The sequence below is a fragment of the Geomonas ferrireducens genome (assembly GCF_004917065.1).
Taxonomy (GTDB): Bacteria; Desulfobacterota; Desulfuromonadia; order Geobacterales; family Geobacteraceae; genus Geomonas; species Geomonas ferrireducens.
This window is the reverse complement of sequence record NZ_SSYA01000001.1, coordinates 1,673,387-1,692,486: the sequence shown is the minus strand read 5'-3', so window position 1 is coordinate 1,692,486 and position 19,100 is coordinate 1,673,387. Positions and strand designations below refer to the sequence as shown.

Annotated in this window: 20 protein-coding genes; all 20 read right to left on the bottom strand. The window is 61.7% G+C overall.

What is annotated here, in order from left to right:
• Positions 1 to 4 precede the first annotated feature (4 nt).
• The gene (gene recQ / locus E8L22_RS07380) at positions 5 to 1,816 is read right to left on the bottom strand and encodes a DNA helicase RecQ (RefSeq protein WP_136524534.1); all 1,812 of its coding nucleotides are present in this window, start codon (positions 1,814 to 1,816) and stop codon (positions 5 to 7) included.
• A gap of 82 nt (positions 1,817 to 1,898) precedes the next feature.
• Positions 1,899 to 2,570, bottom strand: coding sequence for a TIGR04282 family arsenosugar biosynthesis glycosyltransferase (locus E8L22_RS07375; protein WP_136524533.1), 672 nt, complete (start codon positions 2,568 to 2,570; stop codon positions 1,899 to 1,901).
• 126 nt (positions 2,571 to 2,696) lie between these two features.
• A complete protein-coding gene (folE2, locus tag E8L22_RS07370) occupies positions 2,697 to 3,497 on the bottom strand; it encodes a GTP cyclohydrolase FolE2 (protein ID WP_136524843.1) in 801 nt (266 codons plus the stop codon).
• Between the two features lie 19 nt (positions 3,498 to 3,516).
• Positions 3,517 to 4,194 carry a 7-cyano-7-deazaguanine synthase QueC gene (gene queC / locus E8L22_RS07365; RefSeq protein ID WP_136524532.1) on the bottom strand — a complete coding sequence of 226 codons (678 nt, stop codon included), beginning with the start codon at positions 4,192 to 4,194 and terminating at the stop codon, positions 3,517 to 3,519.
• A 167-nt stretch (positions 4,195 to 4,361) separates the two neighbouring features.
• Positions 4,362 to 6,113: an RNA polymerase sigma factor RpoD gene (gene rpoD, locus E8L22_RS07360; RefSeq protein ID WP_136524531.1), complete on the bottom strand. Its 1,752-nt coding sequence runs from the start codon at positions 6,111 to 6,113 to the stop codon at positions 4,362 to 4,364.
• Between the two features lie 52 nt (positions 6,114 to 6,165).
• A complete protein-coding gene (dnaG, locus tag E8L22_RS07355) occupies positions 6,166 to 7,920 on the bottom strand; it encodes a DNA primase (protein ID WP_136524530.1) in 1,755 nt (584 codons plus the stop codon).
• Positions 7,921 to 7,933: 13 nt separating this feature from the next.
• Positions 7,934 to 8,494, bottom strand: a complete 561-nt coding sequence (locus E8L22_RS07350; RefSeq protein ID WP_246044570.1) for a CvpA family protein — start codon at positions 8,492 to 8,494, stop codon at positions 7,934 to 7,936.
• Between the two features lie 117 nt (positions 8,495 to 8,611).
• On the bottom strand, positions 8,612 to 9,055 hold the full coding sequence (locus E8L22_RS07345) for a GatB/YqeY domain-containing protein (RefSeq protein WP_136524529.1): 444 nt from the start codon (positions 9,053 to 9,055) through the stop codon (positions 8,612 to 8,614).
• Positions 9,056 to 9,064: 9 nt separating this feature from the next.
• Entirely contained in the window at positions 9,065 to 9,262 is a 198-nt protein-coding gene (rpsU, locus tag E8L22_RS07340) for a 30S ribosomal protein S21 (RefSeq protein WP_011940832.1), read from the bottom strand.
• A gap of 132 nt (positions 9,263 to 9,394) precedes the next feature.
• Positions 9,395 to 9,721 (bottom strand): phosphoribosyl-ATP diphosphatase, encoded by a 327-nt coding sequence (locus tag E8L22_RS07335; RefSeq protein ID WP_135869306.1) that lies wholly within the window; start codon positions 9,719 to 9,721, stop codon positions 9,395 to 9,397.
• Between the two features lie 139 nt (positions 9,722 to 9,860).
• Positions 9,861 to 10,619 (bottom strand): imidazole glycerol phosphate synthase subunit HisF, encoded by a 759-nt coding sequence (gene hisF / locus E8L22_RS07330; RefSeq protein WP_135869305.1) that lies wholly within the window; start codon positions 10,617 to 10,619, stop codon positions 9,861 to 9,863.
• 54 nt (positions 10,620 to 10,673) lie between these two features.
• Positions 10,674 to 11,402 (bottom strand): 1-(5-phosphoribosyl)-5-[(5-phosphoribosylamino)methylideneamino]imidazole-4-carboxamide isomerase, encoded by a 729-nt coding sequence (gene hisA / locus E8L22_RS07325; RefSeq protein ID WP_136514955.1) that lies wholly within the window; start codon positions 11,400 to 11,402, stop codon positions 10,674 to 10,676.
• Positions 11,403 to 11,459: 57 nt separating this feature from the next.
• Positions 11,460 to 12,083 carry an imidazole glycerol phosphate synthase subunit HisH gene (gene hisH / locus E8L22_RS07320; RefSeq protein WP_136524528.1) on the bottom strand — a complete coding sequence of 208 codons (624 nt, stop codon included), beginning with the start codon at positions 12,081 to 12,083 and terminating at the stop codon, positions 11,460 to 11,462.
• Positions 12,084 to 12,095: 12 nt separating this feature from the next.
• Entirely contained in the window at positions 12,096 to 12,683 is a 588-nt protein-coding gene (gene hisB / locus E8L22_RS07315) for an imidazoleglycerol-phosphate dehydratase HisB (RefSeq protein WP_136524527.1), read from the bottom strand.
• 43 nt (positions 12,684 to 12,726) lie between these two features.
• On the bottom strand, positions 12,727 to 14,016 hold the full coding sequence (gene hisD / locus E8L22_RS07310; RefSeq protein ID WP_136524526.1) for a histidinol dehydrogenase: 1,290 nt from the start codon (positions 14,014 to 14,016) through the stop codon (positions 12,727 to 12,729).
• 35 nt (positions 14,017 to 14,051) lie between these two features.
• Complete coding sequence (gene hisG / locus E8L22_RS07305; protein ID WP_136514958.1) at positions 14,052 to 14,690, bottom strand: ATP phosphoribosyltransferase; 639 nt, start codon at positions 14,688 to 14,690, stop codon at positions 14,052 to 14,054.
• A gap of 88 nt (positions 14,691 to 14,778) precedes the next feature.
• Complete coding sequence (murA, locus tag E8L22_RS07300; RefSeq protein ID WP_136524525.1) at positions 14,779 to 16,044, bottom strand: UDP-N-acetylglucosamine 1-carboxyvinyltransferase; 1,266 nt, start codon at positions 16,042 to 16,044, stop codon at positions 14,779 to 14,781.
• 27 nt (positions 16,045 to 16,071) lie between these two features.
• Complete coding sequence (gene prmC / locus E8L22_RS07295) at positions 16,072 to 16,941, bottom strand: peptide chain release factor N(5)-glutamine methyltransferase (RefSeq protein WP_136524524.1); 870 nt, start codon at positions 16,939 to 16,941, stop codon at positions 16,072 to 16,074.
• A 69-nt stretch (positions 16,942 to 17,010) separates the two neighbouring features.
• Positions 17,011 to 18,084, bottom strand: a complete 1,074-nt coding sequence (gene prfA / locus E8L22_RS07290; RefSeq protein ID WP_136524842.1) for a peptide chain release factor 1 — start codon at positions 18,082 to 18,084, stop codon at positions 17,011 to 17,013.
• 105 nt (positions 18,085 to 18,189) lie between these two features.
• On the bottom strand, positions 18,190 to 19,095 hold the full coding sequence (locus E8L22_RS07285) for a DUF1385 domain-containing protein (RefSeq protein ID WP_136524523.1): 906 nt from the start codon (positions 19,093 to 19,095) through the stop codon (positions 18,190 to 18,192).
• Positions 19,096 to 19,100 lie beyond the last annotated feature (5 nt).

Below are 19,100 nucleotides of genomic sequence, written 5' to 3'. Positions count from 1 at the left end.
TTACTCAACCGCCGCCCTGCGGCTCCCCCGCCTGCCCGTGTTCCTTTATCACCCGTAAAAACGCATCCCCGTAGCGCGCAAGCTTGTGCTGCCCCACGCCGGTAATCTTTAGAAGCTCCCACTTGTCCTTGGGCATCTGCGCCGCCATCTCGGCAAGGGTCGCATCGGGGAAGACAACGTATGGGGGCACCTGCTGCTCGTCCGCGATATGCTTGCGCAGCTCCCGCAACTCCTGGAAGAGCGCTCCGTCGTAGCTCGGCTTCTTCGCCGCACTCTTCTTCTCGACCACCCTCGTGTCCCTGGGCTTCGCAAGCTCAAGCCTCACCTCACCCCGCAACAGGGGACGCGCCGATTCCGTCAGTTTCAGCACCGAAAAATTCGCCATGTCCTGCTCAAGGTAGCCAAGGTGTATCAGCTGGCGCAGAAGGCTCCCCCAAACATCCTGTGCATGATGCTTCCCTATTCCGAAGGTGGAAAGGCGGTCGTGCTTCAGCTCCAGGATCCTCTGGTTCTGCGAGCCGCGCAGCACGTCGATGACGTGCCCCATGCCGAAGCGCTGCCCCACCCGGTAGACGCAGGAAAGGGCCTTTTGCGCGTCCTCGGTGGCGTCGAAGCGCTCGGGCGGGCTCTCGCAGATGTCGCAGTTGCCGCAGTCGTGCTCCAGCTTGTCCCCGAAGTAGCCGAGCAGGACGCGGCGACGGCAGGTCTGCGCCTCGGCGAACCCCACCATGCAGTTCAGCTTGTGCAGCTCGATCCGGTTCTGCTCCTCGTTGCCGCCGTTGCCGATCAGCCCGCGGGCGACCGCGATGTCGCCGTAGCCAAAGAGCAGGAGCGCGTCGGCGGGAAGTCCGTCGCGCCCGGCACGGCCGGTCTCCTGATAGTAACTCTCGATGCTCTTGGGCATGTCGTAGTGCACGACGAATCGGACGTTGGACTTGTCGATCCCCATCCCGAAGGCGACCGTCGCCACCACGACCTTGAAGTCGTCGCGCAGAAACGCCTCCTGGACCTCGTGGCGCTCACGGTCCGGCAACCCAGCGTGGTACGCCGCGGCCTTGACGCCGGCCTCGCACAGTTTCCTCGCCACCTCCTCGACCCTTTTCCTAGAGAGGGCGTAGACGATTCCGGCCTCGTCCTTGCGGCTGGCGAGAAAACCCATCAACTGGCTGAAGGGCTTGTTCTTTTCCACGACGGTGTAGCGGATGTTGGGGCGATCAAAGCCGGTGAAGAAACAGGTGGCGTCGTTGAGCCCCAGGCGCGAGAGGATGTTGCCCCGGGTCTGCGCGTCGGCGGTCGCGGTGAGTGCGACCATCGGGATCTGCGGGAAGATCTCGCGCAGGATGCCGAGCTGGGCGTACTCGGGCCTGAAGTCGTGCCCCCACTGGGAGACGCAGTGCGCCTCGTCAATGGCGAAGAGGGAGATGTCGAGGCTCTTGATCCGGTCGATGAAACCGTCGGAAAGAAGCCGCTCGGGCGCCACGTAAAGGAGCTTCAGCTCCCCCGCGTGCAGCTCCGCCAGGACGCGGCGCGCCTCGGCCTCGCCGAGTGAGGAGTTGTAGCAGGCAGCGGCGATGCCGTTTTCACGCAACGCGTCGACCTGGTCCTTCATCAGCGAGATGAGGGGGGATACCACGATGGCCGTGCCGGGAAGGCAGAGGGCGGGGACCTGGAAGCAAAGCGACTTGCCGCCGCCGGTCGGCATGAGCACGAAGGCGTCCCTGCCGGAGATAACGGTATCCACGATCTCCTGCTGCCGGGGACGGAAGGCCTTGTAGCCGAAGATGTCGTTCAGGATCTGTATGGGGGAGAGTGGCATGGTCAAGCCTTTTGCAGGCGGGGAAGTTTTGCCGGCCGCATAGATGAAAACAGGTATGGGAACCTTGTCAAGCCGTGGCCGGTCAGAGGGCGCCGGCTGCCGTCGGAAGGGCGAGGTCGAGTCCGGCGATAAAGGCCTGAGTCCTGACGGCCCCGTTCCCCGGATCCATGAGGTCCGGGCGCAGCAGGTCCTCGTAGCAGTCCAGGTCGTGCCAGGGGGGAAGCAGCGGGGCGGAGAACCCGGAGGCCTTCGCCTGCGCGAGGCTCTTCTCAAGCACCTTCTCGCTGGACCAAGGGATGTCCCGAAACAGGGAACCGTACCCTCCCCGCAAGCCGACCAGGTAGTAACCGCCGTCCCCCGCCGGGCCGAACACCGTGTCGCTCCCCCGCTCCAGCGTCCTGAAGGCCTCCTCGATGTAAGCGACGGGAAGGTCGGGGGCATCGGTGCCGATCACCACGCAGGGCCCGTACCCCATCGACCTGAGCGTGTCGCAGGCGTGCTCAAGCTTTGTCCCGAGCCCACCGGCTGCCTGGGCAACCAAAGGTACTTCCGGCGTCGCCTCCTTGAAGAATGCGGCGGAGCCCTCGTGGAAGAGGATCTTATCGGCGTCGAGCACCGCCACCCGCTCCATGGTGTCCAGGAGCATGCAGCGGTAAAGGTCGGCGGCCTGCTGCGGCGACAGGGACGGAGACAGACGTGTCTTCACCCTTCCGGCGAGTGGAGCTTTGGCGAAGATGGCGAGCGCGCGTTTCATTAGATGGGTGAACCTTAAGCAGGTTAAATGAAGGATTAAAAGCTAGGGTTGTCCACAGTTTTCCGGCTTATCAACAAAGTTATCCACAGCACGACCACGTCAAGCCGTTGACTTGGCCGCCGCACATTACCGTTTGTCGCGTTCAATGGCGGCGTAGGCGGAGTGCTTGTGGATCGACTCGAAGTTTTCGGCCTCGATGGAAAACCATGTGATATTTTCCATAGATAGCAGCCGCACTGTCGCCTCGCGCACCATATCCTCGACGAAGCGCGGATTCTCGTAGGCGCGCTCGGTGACGAACTTCTCGTCCTCCCGTTTCAACAGGGAGTAAACCGGCGAGGAACCGCACTCCTCGATCACCTCGATCAGGTCCTCGATCCAGATGAACTCGCTGTAGCGCACCTGCACCGTCATGATCGAGCGCTGGTTGTGGGCGCCGTAAATGGAGAGCTCCTTGCTGCAGGGGCAAAGCGAGGTGACCGGCACCTTGATGCCGAGCACGAAGTCGAATGTATCGGAAAGGGACGCACTGAAGGTGCAGGTATATTCCATCAGGCTCTTCGCCTTGGACACCGGGGCCTTTTTCTCTACGAAGTAGGGGAACTCCATCTCCAGGTGTGCGTTCGATGCGCCGAGTTTCTCCTTCATGGTGGCGAGGATGAGTTCGAGCTTGTCGAGGGCGATCTCCTCCCGGTACTTGTTCAGGATCTCCACGAAACGGCTCATGTGGGTTCCCTTGAAGTGGTGCGGCAGGTCGACGTACATGTTGATCCGGGCGATGGTGTTCTGGAACTTCTTGTTCTTGTCCATCACCACGATGGGATAGGAGACGTCCTTCACGCCAACCTTGCTGATCGGGATGTTGCGGGTGTCGCGGGTCAGCTGTACGTCGGTGAGTGGTTTTGCTTCTTTATTCTGATCGGTCATTTTGCTCATGCCTTTTTCCTCAGCGCTTCGCGTAACGGACCGGGTCGGTCACGCCCAGCTCCGAGAAGCCTTTCAGGCGCAGCCGGCAGGAGTCGCACAGGCCGCAGGCGGCGCCGTCTTCGGTCGGATCGTAGCAGGAATGGGTCTTGCCGTAATCGACGCCCAGGGTGAGCCCGGTCCTGATGATCTCCGCCTTGCTGAGGCTGATGAGAGGGGTGTGGATGGTCATCTTCTTACCTTCCACGCCCGCCTTGGTGGCGAGGTTCGCCATCGTCTCGTATGCCGCGATGTATTCCGGGCGGCAGTCGGGGTAGCCCGAGTAGTCGAGCGCGTTCACGCCGATGAATATGTCGAAGGCGCCCAGCGTTTCGGCCCAGCCGAGTGCGAAGGAAAGGAAGATGGTGTTCCTCGCCGGCACGTAGGTGACCGGGATCTCCTCGCCCACCCCTTCCTTCGGGACCGCGATATCGGAGGTGAGGGCGCTGCCCCCCATCATCCTCAGGTCGAACTCGACCAGCATGTGGTCCACCGCCCCCATGGGGCGCGCGTTCTGCTTGCATACCGCCAGTTCGTGCTGGTGGCGCTGACCGTAGCTGAAGCTCATGGCGTAGGGCTCGAAGCCCTGGTGCTTGGCGATGGCCATGCAGGTCGTTGAATCAAGCCCGCCGCTGTAAAGGATTACTGCTTTTTTCTTCATGGTGCACCTCTATCTGGTTGCCCGGAGGGCAAGGTTTCGTCAGTGTTTGCCGTTAAGGATTCACTCTGTGGCCGCTCTGGCTTTTCCTCAGTGTCCTCTGTGTCCCGGGTTTGCGATTTTCAGCAAATAAAAAGGCCGCGCCGGCGATTCCGGTGCGGCCTTGTCGACTACTCCACGAAGCTCTTCAGCTTCTTCGCCCGGCTCGGGTGCCTGAGCTTCCTGAGCGCCTTGGCCTCGATCTGCCGGATCCTCTCGCGGGTGACTTCGAAGTCCTGACCCACCTCTTCCAGGGTGTGGTCGCTCTTCTCGCCGATCCCGAAACGCATCCTGAGGACCTTCTCCTCACGCGGCGTCAGGGTGGAAAGCACGCGGGAGGTCTGCTCGGAGAGGTTCGCCTTGATGACCGCCTCGAGGGGGGATACCACACCCTTGTCCTCGATGAAGTCGCCAAGATGGGAATCCTCCTCCTCGCCGATCGGAGTCTCCAGGGAGATCGGCTCCTTGGCGATCTTCAGGACCTTTCTCACCTTGTCCAGCGGCAGCGCCATGCGCTCGGCGATCTCCTCCGGGGAGGGCTCGCGGCCGATCTCCTGGACCAACTGGCGGCTGGTGCGGATCAGCTTGTTGATGGTCTCGATCATGTGCACTGGGATACGGATGGTGCGGGCCTGGTCCGCGATGGCGCGGGTGATGGCCTGACGGATCCACCAGGTGGCGTAGGTGGAGAACTTGTAGCCGCGCTGGTACTCGAACTTGTCCACCGCCTTCATGAGGCCGATGTTCCCTTCCTGGATCAGGTCGAGGAACTGCAGACCGCGGTTCGTGTACTTCTTGGCGATGGAAACGACCAGGCGGAGGTTCGCCTCGACGAGCTCGCTCTTCGCGAGCTTAGCCTTGTGCTCACCTTCCTCGATGGCAAGAAGCGCGTTGGCAAGCTCGCTCGCCTTGAAGCCCGATTCCTGCTCGATCTTCTTGAGCTTCGCCTCACTGGTGCGGTAACGCTTCTCGAGCTTCTGCCCCTCTTCCAGCGTCATGTTCATCTTCTTGGAGAAGTCCGCATCGGAAGCACCTTTCAGTCCCTCGAAAGCGGGAAGGAAGACGTCCTTGACGGTGCTGGTTTCCCTCTCGAGCTCGGTGATCTCCTGCATCACCGTGTCGACCTTGCAGGAAAGTTCCTTCAGGCGCTGGGCGATCTTCTCGATGTGGCGGTCCTTCAGACGCAGCGACTTGAGGGTCTCAGCCATCTTCACCTTGAGCTCGCCGTGCTCGGCGTTGAGCGCCTCGCTCTCCTTGGCGGAAACCTTCCCTTCGAGCGTGGTCTGGATCTGCTCCATGCGCTGGGACATCTCGCTGATCTCGTCGATGATGCCGAGCACGCGCATGGCCTGAAGATCCTCTTCACCCTCTTCGAGAACCTCTTCCTCGACGTCCTTGGAGATCTCGATGGCGCCGATCTGCAGCTTGCGCAGACGCTCACCAAGGTTGATGACCTCGCGCACGGTGATGGGGGTGTTCAGGATGACGCTGGCGACGTCGCGCTCGCCTACTTCGATCCTCTTGGCGATCTCGACTTCGCCCTCGCGGGTAAGCAGGGAAACGGAACCCATCTCGCGCAGGTACATGCGCACGGGATCGCTGGTGCGGCCGAGGGTGCCGGGTTCGAACTCGACCTCCTCTTCGTTACCTTCGTGCTCTTCCTCTTCCTCGAGGTCCATCTTGATCTTCGGGATCTTCACCTTCTGGGCGGAGTCCACGATCTCGATGTCCATATCGCCGAACATGCTCATCACGTCGTCGATCTGGTCGGAAGAGACGATGTCGGGCGGAAGCAGGTCGTTCACTTCCTCATAGGTGAGGAAACCCTTTTCCTTGCCCAGGTCGATGAGCTGTTTCACTTCGTCCATGCTTTTCTTGGCCATTTACCACGCTCCGCTACAGCTTGAATCCAGCTCCGCTACCGCTTGAATCCTACTATAGTAATTTCGATTTTTTATTACGCAACCGCTCAAGTTCAGCCAGGATCTCCAGGTAGCGCGGAGAATCCGGATCGACCGTGGCAAGCTCCCTCGCCAGGGCCTTGCCGTCCCCCTTGAGCGCCCTCCGTTCCAGAGCCTGGCGGCACTGTTCGAAGGCCTTGACCGGGTCAAGGTCCTCGAGGTGCGCGTCCTCCACGAACAGTGAGTAGAGACGGCTTCTTTCCTCGTGCGATTCGATCTGCTCCAACAACAGGGGGAGATCGATATCCCCATCCTCCGGCTGCGCCAGGATGGACTCGGCGAGCTTTAGGTGGCTGGCGCTGAAGAGCTTATCGGCGCCATGTTCCCTAACCCTTAACACCACTTCGGGGTACTTCGCCATCAGGGTCAAAAGCACCTCTTCGGTGCCGATTTTCTGCGGCGCCCCCTTTTGCGGGGGACGCGGGGCCTGCCGCGCGGGGATGCCGACCTTCTGAAGCAGCATGGCGCGGTCGATGCCGAGGGCCCGGCAGATCTCCTTCTCGTAGAGCCCGCGCTCCACAGGATCGACGATCTTTTGCAGTCTTGGGGAAACCTCGTTCACGAAGGCGACCTTCCCCTCCACGCTTCTCACGTCCAGGCGCTTCAAAAGCCCCTTGTAGAACGACTCGAAGATGGGAAGCGCCTTGTCCAAAAGCGGCTGGAACGCCTCGCCCCCCTCGCGGTTGATGAAGGTGTCCGGGTCGTCTCCCGAGGGAACCTCGACCACCCGCGCCGGGAACGCCTCCTCCAGGAAGAGCTCCATGGAGCGGACCGTCGCCTTGCGCCCGGCCTCGTCGCCGTCAAAGAGCATGAAGGTACGGTCGGCGTAGCGGCGCAAAAGCTTCACGTGCGGCTGGGTCAGCGCGGTGCCGCAGGTGGCGACCACGTTGGTGAACCCTGCCTTGTACAGCGCCAAGTGGTCGAAATACCCCTCGACGACGATGGCGCTTCCCTTCTCCCGCATCCCCTTCTTGGCCAGGTCGACCCCGAAGAGGACCTCGCTTTTGCGGTAGATGATGGATTCGGGCGAGTTGATGTACTTGGGGAGCGAGTCGTCCATGACCCTCCCCCCGAAGCCGATCGGGCGTCCGTGCAGATCGGCTATGGTGAAGAGGAGACGGTTTCGGAAGGTGTCGTAGTAGCCGTCCTTTCCTTCCCGCTTCCTCAGTAATCCCAACTTCTCCGCATCCGCCGCGGCTATTCCCTTTCTCTGCAGGTAGCGCGTGAGGCTGTCCCACCCGGCTGGGGCGAACCCCATGCGGTAGACGGCGGCGATCTCCGGGCTCACCCCGCGCTTCTCCAGGTAGGCCCTTCCGGCGGCACCCGCCTCGTCCGATTCCAGCACGCCGCGGTAAAACTCGCAGGCCAACTCGTTGATCCGGTAGGCCTGTTCCTGCTCGTCAACCTTGCGCTTCTCTTCCCTCGTCATGGGACGTTCCGGGATCTCGACGCCGACCCTTTTGGCGAGGAACTTGACCGCCTGCGGGAAGGAAAGCCCCTCGATGCGCATGACGAAGTCGAAGGCGTTTCCGCCCACGCCGCAACCAAAGCAATGGAAGATGCCGCGCGCCGGGTTCACGTTGAACGACGCGGTCTTCTCGCCATGGAAGGGGCACATCCCCTGGTAGTTCGCCCCGGACTTCTTGAGGCTCATGTAGTCGGAGATTACCTGGAGGATGGGAGCCCTCTCGCGTACCTCCCTGACCTTGTCGTCCGGTATCATCGACACTGCTGCGGATCCTTTATTTCTTATGCGCTCCGTGCGAGGCCTGCGCCCCGGGCGTTGCACTGCCGTTTTCCTTTACCCTGTCCGCGGCGTTTCTCGCCACGGCCCCTTCCCAGCCTGCCGCTATGTCCGCTCCCGTCGTGGCGAAGGCGGCCGCGGTCTTGGAGCTTCCAATCCACCCCTTCACCTTCTCCGGCATCGGCTTCGTCGTGGCGAGGTACAGGATCACGCAGAGAATGAAGCCTCCCTGCAGGAAGCCGAAGACGATGCCGCCGGCCCGGTTGATCCCGCCCAGAAGCATGACCTTGAGGACGACGGTTAGCAGATGCCCGAGGAAATAGAAGAGCATGCCGAGCAGCATGAAGATGAGGAGGAACGCCAGCGGCTGCGCCACCTGCGGGGGGAGGTTGATGAAATGCCTGATCCCCAGGCTGAGAGAGGAATAGTATCGGAAGGCGGCCCAGCCGCCCGTGACGAGCCCCAAGAGAGAACAGGCCTCGCGGACCAGCCCCTTGGAGAATCCCTTTGCCACGAAGAAAATCAGTACTACCCAGATAAGGATGTCGAGAAGGATCATGCAAACACCTGGTCAGCAGCCACAAAGCAAAAGAAGGGGGAATCGCTGCGATTCGCCCCTACTCATGACATCCGAACCCGCTGAAGTTCCCCCGGGAACGAGTCCCGGGGATTCTTTTCACGCGAGTTTTTCCTTCACAACTTCGCTCACCAATTTACCATCTGCACGGCCGGCGACCTGGGGCTGGATGGTCTTCATGACCTTGCCCATATCCTTGCCGCCGGTAGCGCCGACTTCCGCGATGACTTTCATCACCAGGGCTTCCAGCTCTTCCCGTGTCAGCTGCTGGGGGAGGTAGCCCATCAGGAGCGCGAGCTCCGCTTCCTCTTTATCCACCAACTCTTGTCTGCCTGCTTCCTTAAAGAGTCGGATGGATTCCCTGCGCTGCTTGCAGAGGGTAACGATGGTTTCGGTGATCTCGCTATCGTTCAGTTCACGCCTGAGTTCGATGTCGCGGTTTTTCACCGAGGAGAGTACCATGCGGATCGTTGATAAACGCAGGGTGTCGCGACTTCTCATCGCCTCCTTCAGTTCCGCGTTAAGTCTCTCCCTCAGTTGCATGAAACCCTCTTAGTCGACCATCTTGCGCTGTTTTTTCAGAGCGCGTTTGCGAGCAGCGATAGCCTTTTTCTTCTTCTTGATGCTCGGCTTCTCGTAGTGCTCTCTTTTACGGACCTCAGAAAGGATCCCGGCTTTTTCACACTGCTTTTTGAATTTCTTCAGTGCAAGCTCAAACGGTTCAGCTTCTTTTACCTTTACTCCCGGCATTCATATTCCCCCCCCTTCTCTAGCAAGATTTACAAACTTTGTGTGGGTACGGGCCGGCAGACAATATTCAAGGAACCAGCAATATACCATTGCCGTCTTTTTTGTCAAGGCAATTGTGCCAGAGTGGAACAGTTATCCGCGGGAGTTCTTCTCTTCTATGCCGGACATGCCGAAGCGGCGCCTCAGTTCTGAGTACACCTCTTCGGGATCTATGTCATAGAAGCCGAGCAGGACGAGGCTGTGGAAGATAAGGTCGGCCGTCTCGTAGACGATCTCCTCGCGCTTGCCCCCCTTGCCTGCGATGACCACCTCGGTCGCCTCCTCGCCAAGCTTCTTGAGGATCTTGTCGATCCCCTTGGCCATGAGGCTTGCCGTGTAGGAGTTCTCGCTCGGGTTCGCCTTGCGCTCCTGGATGACGCGGTAGACCGCGGCGATGATGTCGTCTTTGGGATCTTGCATGATGCTGCTCCTTGGTGATTTAGCTCCTCCCCCTGGAGGGGGGAGGCCGGGAGGGGGGAAAAGGGTTCGTGCGCCAAACCTTCCCCCTCCCTAACCCTCCCCCTCCTGGGGAGGGGACTGAACCGGAGGTAGTGCGGCGCTACAGCCTTACCGGGACGCCGCGGCCGCGGAGGTAGGTCTTCGCCTCTTCGATGGTGTACTCGCGGTAGTGGAAGATCGAGGCGGCGAGACAGGCGCTAGCACCCGCTTCGGTGAAGCCGTCGTAGAGATGCGAAAGCCCGCCGACGCCGCCGGAGGCGATCACCGGGATGCTGACCGCATCGACCACGGCGCGGGTGAGCGGCAGGTCGTAGCCGTCCTTGGTGCCGTCGCGGTCCATGCTGGTGAGCAGGATCTCTCCCGCACCGAGCTCTTCCATGCGCTGCGCCCACTCGACCGCGTCGATGCCGGTCGGATTGCGGCCGCCGTGGGTGTAGACCTCCCAGCCGCCGTTGGCCTTGGAGCGTGCGTCGATGGCGACCACGGTGCACTGCGAGCCGAACTTCTCCGCCGCCTCGTTCACGAACTCGGGACGGTGTACCGCCGCCGTGTTGATGGAGACCTTGTCCGCCCCGGCGTTCAGAAGGCGCCGGATGTCGTCCACGGTGCGCACCCCGCCGCCGACGGTGAGCGGCATGAAGACGCGCTCCGCGGTGCGGCGCACCACGTCGATGATGATGTCGCGCTCGTCCGAGGAAGCTGTGATGTCGAGGAAGGTGAGTTCGTCGGCGCCCTGCTGGTCGTAAAGCTCGGCGATCTCGACCGGGTCCCCCGCGTCGCGCAGGCCGAGGAACTGGACCCCTTTCACTACCCGCCCGCCCTTCACGTCAAGGCAGGGGATGATTCTCTTAGTCAGCATCTGGAACTCCGGATAACTTATTCCCCCTCCCCTTGCGGGCGGGGGTAGGGGTGGTTACCGCCTCTTGGTCAGCGCGATGGCTTCCGCGAGGTTGATGGCGCCGGAATAGATGGCCTTGCCGGTGATGACGCCGGTGACGCCGGAGGACTCGATGGCGATGAGGTTCTCGATGTCCTTCAGCGAGGAAAGGCCGCCGGACGCGATCACCGGGATGTTGATCGACTCGGCCAGCGCCTTGGTCGCCTCGATGTTCGGCCCCTGCATCATGCCGTCGCGGCTGATGTCGGTGTAGATGATGGCGGAGACGCCGTCACCCTCGAACTGCCTGGCGAGCTCGGTCGCGGTGATGCCGGTAACCTCGGCCCACCCCTGCACAGCGACCATGCCGTTCTTGGCATCGATGCCGACCACGATCTTGCCGGGGAATTTGGCGCACGCCTCTTTTACGAAGGCGGGGTTACGCTGGGCCGCGGTGCCGATGATGACCCGGCCGATGCCGAGGGAAAGGTAGGCTTCGATGGTGGCTATATCGCGGATGCCGCCCCCCAACTGGGTCGGGATGGTGACGGATTTGACGATGGACTCGATGGCGGTCCGGTTCTTGGGCTCGCCGGCGAAGGCACCGTCGAGGTCGACGATGTGGAGGATCTCGCCCCCCTGGCGCTGCCACTCGGCCGCCTGCGCACCCGGATCGTCGTTGAAAACGGTGTCCTTCTCCATCAGCCCCTGCTCAAGACGCACGCAGCAGCCGTTCTTCAGATCTATTGCCGGAATAATGATCATTTCAATTCCTCATCGATATTTCAATATTCACTCGCCGTCCACCAACGGGGGAGGAGACTACTTCATAGCCGCGAAGTTTTTCAGCATCGCAAGTCCCTTATCCTGGGACTTCTCGGGGTGGAACTGGGCGGCGACGACGTTGTCGCGCCAGATGGCGGCGCAGAAGTCGATGCCGTAATTGGTGGTCGCCGCGACGACACTCTCATCCTCGGGCTTCACGTAGTAGGAGTGCACGAAATAGACGTTGGAGCCGCTGTCGATCCCGTTGAAGAGCGGGGAGGGACGCTTGATGTCGAGCTGGTTCCACCCCATGTGCGGGACCTTCAGCTCCTCGCCGGCCTCCTGCATCCCTTCCGGGAAGCGGAGCACCTTGCCGGGGATGACGTTCAGCCCCTTGTGGATGCCGAACTCCTCGCTCTCGGTGAAGAGAAGCTGCAGCCCGAGGCAGATGCCGAGAAAGGGCTTTCCTTCCTTGATGACCTTGAGGATCGGCTCGACGAAGCCCCCCTCCTCGAGGTTCCTGATGCAGTCGCGGAACGCACCCACACCCGGAAGCACGACGCGCTCGGCGTCCAGGAGCACTTTGGGATCGGAGGTGACGACGGCATCGCAGCCGACCTTCTCGAACCCCTTCTGCACGGAGCGGAGATTCCCCATGCCGTAATCTATGATCGCGATCATCTCGTTCCTTCCTTAAAGCTTGCCCTTGGTGGACATGACCCCTTCGATACGGGGGTCCATCTGGGTCGCCATATCGAGGGCGCGGGCGGCGGCCTTGAAGCAGGCCTCGACGATGTGGTGCACGTTGTCGCCGTACATCACGTTCAGGTGTAGGTTCGCGCCGCAGTGGTTCACGAAGGCCTGGAAGAACTCACGTACCAGCTCGACATCGAAGTCGCCGATCTTCACCTTGGGAAGGTTGACGTTGTAGACCAGGTAGGGACGGCCGGAGAGGTCGGTGGCAACACTCGCCAGGGTCTCGTCCATCGGAACGGTGGCCTGGCCGTAACGGCGGATGCCGCACTTGTCGCCGAGCGCCTCCTTGAAAGCGCTGCCGAGCACGATGCCGATGTCCTCCACGGTGTGGTGGAAGTCGATGTCGATGTCGCCGTGGGCTTCGACCTTCAGGTTGAAGAGGCCGTGCCTGGCGAAGAGGTCCAGCATGTGATCCAGGAAGGGAACCGAAGTGCAGACCTGCGCGTCGCCCTTGCCGTCGATTTCGAGGGAGAGCTTGATCTGGGTCTCCCTGGTGATCCGTTCGATACTTGCCGATCTAGCCATGCCGCCTCCTTGCATGAATGTCAAAGCTGCAATGAATTGAAAATCAGTCTTCGAGCCTGAAGCTGACCGACCTGCCGTGGGCGTCGAGCCCTTCGAGCTTGGCGATCCTGACCACGTCCTCGCCGACCCGTTTCAAGCCACCCTTGGTGAAGTAGATGAGGGAGCTTTTCTTCACGAAGTCGTCCACGGAAAGGGGCGAGAAGAAGCGCGCGGTGCCGCCGGTGGGGAGGGTGTGGTTGGGGCCGGCAAGATAATCGCCGGAGGCCTCCGGGGTGTAGTGCCCCATGAAGATGGCGCCCGCGTTGGTGATGAGCGGCATCACCTCGAAGGGGTTCTCCACGGCGAGTTCCAGGTGCTCGGGCGCGATGCGGTTGGAGAAGGCGACGGCCTCCTCGAGGTTGCCGGCCACGATGATGACGCCGAAGGACTCCCAGGACTTGCGGGCAATCGCCTCGCGGGAGAGTTCCTTCAACTGGCGCTCCACCTCGGCGGCCACCTTCTCACCGAAGGAGCGGTCCGTGGTGATGAGCACCGAGGAGGCGAGCTCGTCGTGCTCGGCCTGGGATAGGAGGTCGGCAGCGATGTGGACCGGGTTGCCGCTGCCGTCGTTGATGACGAGGATCTCGCTCGGGCCCGCGATCATGTCGATGCCGACCTGGCCGAAGACGAGCTTCTTGGCGGTGGCGACGTAGATGTTGCCCGGGCCGGTGATCTTGTCGACCCTGGGGACGGTGGAGGTGCCGTAGGCGAGAGCGGCGACGGCCTGCGCGCCGCCGATGCGGAAGACGCGGTCGACGCCGGAGAGTTTGGCAGCCACAAGGACGTGCGGGTTCGTTTCGCCCCCCGGGGTCGGGACGACCATGACGATCTCGCCGACACCGGCGACCTTCGCGGGAACCGCGTTCATGATGACGCTGGAGGGGTAGCAGGCCTTGCCGCCCGGGACGTAGATGCCGACCTTGGCGAGCGGGGTCACCTTCTGCCCCAGCATGATGTCGGCTTCCTCGGTGGAAAGCCAGGTCTGCTGCTTCTGCTTTTCGTGGAAGCGGGCGACCCGCTCGACAGCGACCTTCAGCGCCGCGAGGTCGCGCTCGTCGACCTGGGCGAAGGCCTTTTCGAACTCGGCATCGGTGATCTCGAGACCGGCGGCGTCGCACTCCAGGCGGTCGAAGCGATGCGTGTACTCAAGGAGCGCCTCGTCGCCGCGCTTGCGCACGTCCGAGATGATGCCGAGCACCACCTCTTCCACCTCGCGGCCCGACTCCTCGCCGCGCTCGACGATGGCGTCGAACTTCGCCTGAAAACCTGCTTCCCTAATGTCGAGGAACTGCATCTTTAAACCTCGCAAATCATGGCATTGAAAAGTGATTAGATGTGCTGTTCGAGCCCTTCGATGATCTTGGAGATCCTGTCGTGCTTGGTCTTGAGGCTCGCCCGGTTGACGATGAGACGGCAGGTGATCTCCGCGATGGTCTCGATCTCCGCCAGGCCGTTTTGCTTCAGCGTCTCTCCGGTGGAAACGAGGTCGACGATGCGTTCGGAAAGCCCGACGAGCGGGGCCAGCTCTATGGAGCCGTAGAGCTTGATCAGCTCGACCTGTACGCCCTTGGCCGCGAAATACTTCTCGGTGACGTTGGGGTACTTGGTGGCGATCCTGATGTTGTTCCAGGCGGCGGGGTCGTCCTTGCTGGAGAGTTCGACCGGCTCGGCGACCATCAGGCGGCAGTAGCCGAACTTCAGGTCGAGCGGTTCGTACAGATCCTTTTCGGCCTCCATCAGGGTGTCTTTGCCGACGATGCCGAGGTCGGCGCAGCCGTACTCGACGTAGGTGGGAACGTCGGTCGCGCGCACGATCATGTAGCGCATCTTCTGCTCGTGGTTCACGAAGACGAGTTTGCGGGTGTCGGACAAAAGCTCTTCGCAGTCGATGCCGATCTTCTTGAAGAGGGCAACGGAGTCCTGAAGGATGCGGCCTTTGGGGATGGCTATGGTGACGTAATCGGTCATTTTAAAAACTCCGGTGGAGCATGGCATTAAAACTGTGGACCTGATGAACATGGAGCCTTGAGGCTTGGGGGCGGATGCCCCCTCCGAACTAGGGACCTTCGGTGTCGGGGACGCGGACGATGTCGGCACCGAGAGCGGCAAGCTTCTTCTCGATGTTCTCGTACCCGCGGTCCAGATGGTAGATCCTCGAGATCTCGCTGGTGTTGTCGGCGGCAAGGGCGGCCAGGATCAACGAGGCGGAGGCCCTCAGGTCGGTCGCCATGACGGGCGCACCGGAGAGCTTCTTGACGCCTTTTACGGTGGCGCTGTTCCCTTCACAGATGATGTCGGCGCCGAAACGCAGCAGCTCGGAGACGTGCATGAAGCGGTTCTCGAAGATGTTCTCGGAGATCACGCTGGCGCCTTCGGCGATGCACATAAGGGCCATGAACTGGGCCTGCATGTCGGTCGGGAAGCCCGGATAGGGACGGGTCTTGATGTTGACGTTCCTGATCTTCTTGGGCCCTTTGACGCGAACCACGTTGTCCTTGTTGGTGATCTCGACGCCGGCGTCCTGCAGCTTGAAGGTCAGGGCGTCCAGATGCTCAAGGCGCATGTTCTTGATCTTGATGTCGCCGCCGGTGATGGCCGAGGCGATCATGAAGGTCCCGGCCTCGATGCGGTCCGGCATGACGGCGTGCTCGGCGGCGGTCAGCTGCTCGACCCCCTTGATCCGGATCGTGTCGGTACCGGCGCCCTCGATGTCGGCGCCCATCTTGGTGAGAATTTCGGCAAGGTCGACGATCTCCGGCTCGCGCGCCGCGTTCTCGAGGATGGTCTCCCCCTGCGCGGTGGCGGCGGCCATGAGGAGTTGCTCGGTGCCGCCGACGGTGGAGATGTCGAAGTTGATGCGGGCGCCTTTGAGCTTCTTGGCCTTCGCCTCGACGTAGCCGTGCTCAAGGGTGATCTCGGCACCAAGCGCGGCGAGACCCTTCAGGTGCAGGTTGATCGGACGGGCGCCGATGGCGCAGCCGCCGGGGAGCGACACGCGGGCCTGGCCGAAGCGGGCGAGGAGCGGTCCGAGCACCAGGACGGAGGCGCGCATGGTGCGCACCAGGTCGTAGGTGGCCTCCCAGCTGTTCAGGTCGGTGGTGTCGATCTTCACCACGTTGCCGCGGCCGTCGACACTGGCACCGAGCTTCTCGAGCACCTTGATGGTGGTGTTGATATCCCGCAGGAAGGGGACATTGCTGATGGTGTGGCACCCGGGTGCCAGGATGGTCGAGATGAATATGGGGAGGGCGGCGTTCTTCGACCCGCTGACGGTCACTTCTCCGGAGAGTTTGTTGCCACCTTTGATTACCAGTTTTTCCACTGTTACCTCTGTCTGTTTCTTCGTTTATTAGGCGGTACGGCCTGCCAGCCTGCCGCCGACAACCCGCTCGATTCCGGCGGGATCGGTCTGCGTAAAAGTCTCCTCGGTGAAGCCGCCTCCCTTCAGAAGGCCAAGAACCTGCGGGGCCTGACCGGCGCCCACCTCGAAGATGAGCCATCCTGCGGCGTTCAGGTGTTCGGGAGCCGCACCGACGATACTGCGGTAAAAATCGAGGCCGTCGGCCCCTCCGTCCAGCGCTCCGGCCGGTTCGAAGCCGCGCACCTCGGGCTGCAATGTCGCCATTTCGTGTTTGGGGATGTAAGGCGGGTTGGATACTACCATGTCGAAGCGGCGTCCGGCAAACGGTTCAAACAGGGAACCCTGAAAAAATTGCACTGCGGCACCGTTGGCCTCGGCGTTGCCACGGGCGACCTCAAGGGCCTCACCGGAGACGTCGACGCTGCTCACCTCGCATTGCGGCAGCGCTTTCGCGAGCGCGACGGCAACGCAGCCGCTCCCGGTGCCGATGTCGAGGATGCTTGCAGCGGCTCCTCCCCTCGCGATCGCCTCGGTCACCAGGACTTCGGTGTCGTGACGCGGGATCAGCACCGCCGGGGTGACGCGGAACTCGAGGCCCATGAACTCCTGGGTTCCGAGGATGTACTGCAGAGGCTCGCGCTTGCCGCGCCGCGCCACCATGCCGCGGTATGCGGTGAGTTCGGCGTCGGACAGCGGCTTGTCGAAGTTTAGGTAGAGGCCGACCCGGTCCAGGGAAAGTGCATCGCAGAGCATCCACTCCGCTTCGAGGCGCGGGTTTTCAACGCCTTTTTCGGCAAGGTACCCCTTGGTCCAGTTGAGAACCTTGAGGACATCCCATTTTTCCGGGTTGGTGGTCATGGCAACCTGCTTGTTGTGGACCTGGTGGACCGGTGAGGCCGGCGGGCTCAAGGGGCCGTGACGGCTTAGTTACATCCCTTCGCTCTGCGCTTGCAAGGCTTCCATCTGGTAATGGGCACGCAGGGCATTGGCGATCTCGGTGATGTCACCGGCCATGATGGAGTCGAGACGGTAAAGGGTGAGTCCGATGCGGTGATCGGTCATGCGCCCCTGCGGGAAGTTGTAGGTCCTGATGCGCTCGCTGCGGTCGCCGCTGCCTACCTGGCTCTTCCTGTCGGCGGCAAGCTTCGCGTTCTGCTCCATCACGATGTTGTCCAGGATCCTGGACTTCAACACCTTCATGGCCTTCGCACGGTTCTTGATCTGGCTGCGCTCTTCCTGGCAGGCAACCACGGTCCCGGTCGGAAGGTGGGTGATCCTGACGGCGGAGTCCGTTGTGTTGACGTGCTGCCCACCCGCACCGGAGGAGCGGTACACATCGATCTTCAGATCGGTGGGATTGATGTCGATATCGATGTCTTCGGCCTCGGGCATGACCGCCACGGTGCAGGCGCTCGTGTGGATGCGCCCCTGCGCCTCGGTCTCGGGAACGCGCTGCACGCGGTGGGTGCCGGACTCGTACTTAAGCTTCGCGAAGACGCCATCACCTTCAACGAGCGCAATGACCTCCTTGAAGCCCCCGCGTTCGGACTCGGAGGCGGAGATAACTTCCACCTTCCAGCGGTTGGTTTCGGCGAAGCGGCTGTACATGCGGAAGAGGTCGCCGGCAAAGAGGGCGGACTCGTCACCGCCGGTACCGGCACGGATCTCGAGGACGACGCTCTTGTCGTCGTTGGGGTCCTTGGGCAGCAGCAGGACCTTGATCTCGGCTTCCAGTTGCTCGCGGCGCTCTTCGAGGCTCTCCAGTTCGGCCTGAGCCATCTCGCGCATCTCCTGGTCCGGCTCCTTAAGGAGTTCTTTGTTCCCCTCGATGTCGGCAAGCACCTTCTTGTACTCGCGGTAGGCCGCGATCAGCTCGGCGAGGCCGGCGTGCTCCTTGGAGAGCTTCCGGAACTCGGTCTGGTTCGCGAGCACCTCGGGATCGGAAAGGAGCGATTCCAGCTCGCCGAAACGGGTTTCAAGATCTGCTATTTTGTCGAACATGGACATCTAAAACACCTCAATACGTTCAACGTTCAACGTTCAACGTTAAAAGCAAACAGGGCAGGCCCAAAGTCTCTTAACGCGGAACGTTGAACGTGTTTTTAGTTAAACCACCAGCCGGTCGTCCTTGTGGCCGCCGTTCAGCTCGAGCGCCACCTGCATGGACTTGATGGCGACCTCGATCTGGCTGTCGTCCGGCTCCCGGGTGGTCAGGCGCTGCAGGGCGAGCCCCGGCGCGATGATCATCTTCACCAGCGGGTGGTTATCATGCTTCGCGGTCCACCTGAGGACCTCGTAGGAAAGCCCGGCGATCATCGGCAGCAGGACGATCCTCGAACCGGCCTTGAAATAGAACGGCCAGAGCTTCGGGATCAGGGAGAACACCACGATGCTCACCAGCATGACGATGAGAAGAAAGCTCGTGCCGCAACGCGGGTGGAGGCAGCTGTACTTGCGCACGTTCTCGACGGTGAGTTCTTCGCCCGCCTCGAAGGTGAAGATCGATTTGTGCTCGGCGCCGTGGTACTGGAACACCCGCTGGATGTCCTTCATCCTCGAGATGCCGACGATGTAGATGAGGAACACGGCAACGCGGATCACGCCATCGACCAGGTTGAAGACGATGTTGGAGTCGCCGATCACCGGAACGAGCAGCTTGGTGAGGTAGAGCGGCAGGATGAAGAAAAGCAGGATACCGAAACCGAAGGCGGCACCCATGGTGCCGGCGATCGCCCAGTTGTTTACCTCTTCCTTCTCCTCGCCCTCGGCAAGCGCCTCGTTCGCTGAGAAGTTGAGCGCCTTGATGCCGGTAGCCAGCGAGGAGAAGAGCGCCACCGCGCCGCGCACGATGGGGAGCTTGGTGATGGGGAACCGCTCGGAGAGGGGGATCACCGTCTCGCTCTTAACGGATATGTCGCCGTCCGGGCGACGTACCGCAATGGCCAGCGAGCGCGGAGCCCGCATCATGACACCTTCCAGAACCGCCTGTCCGCCAATGTTGATCTTTGACACGTGTT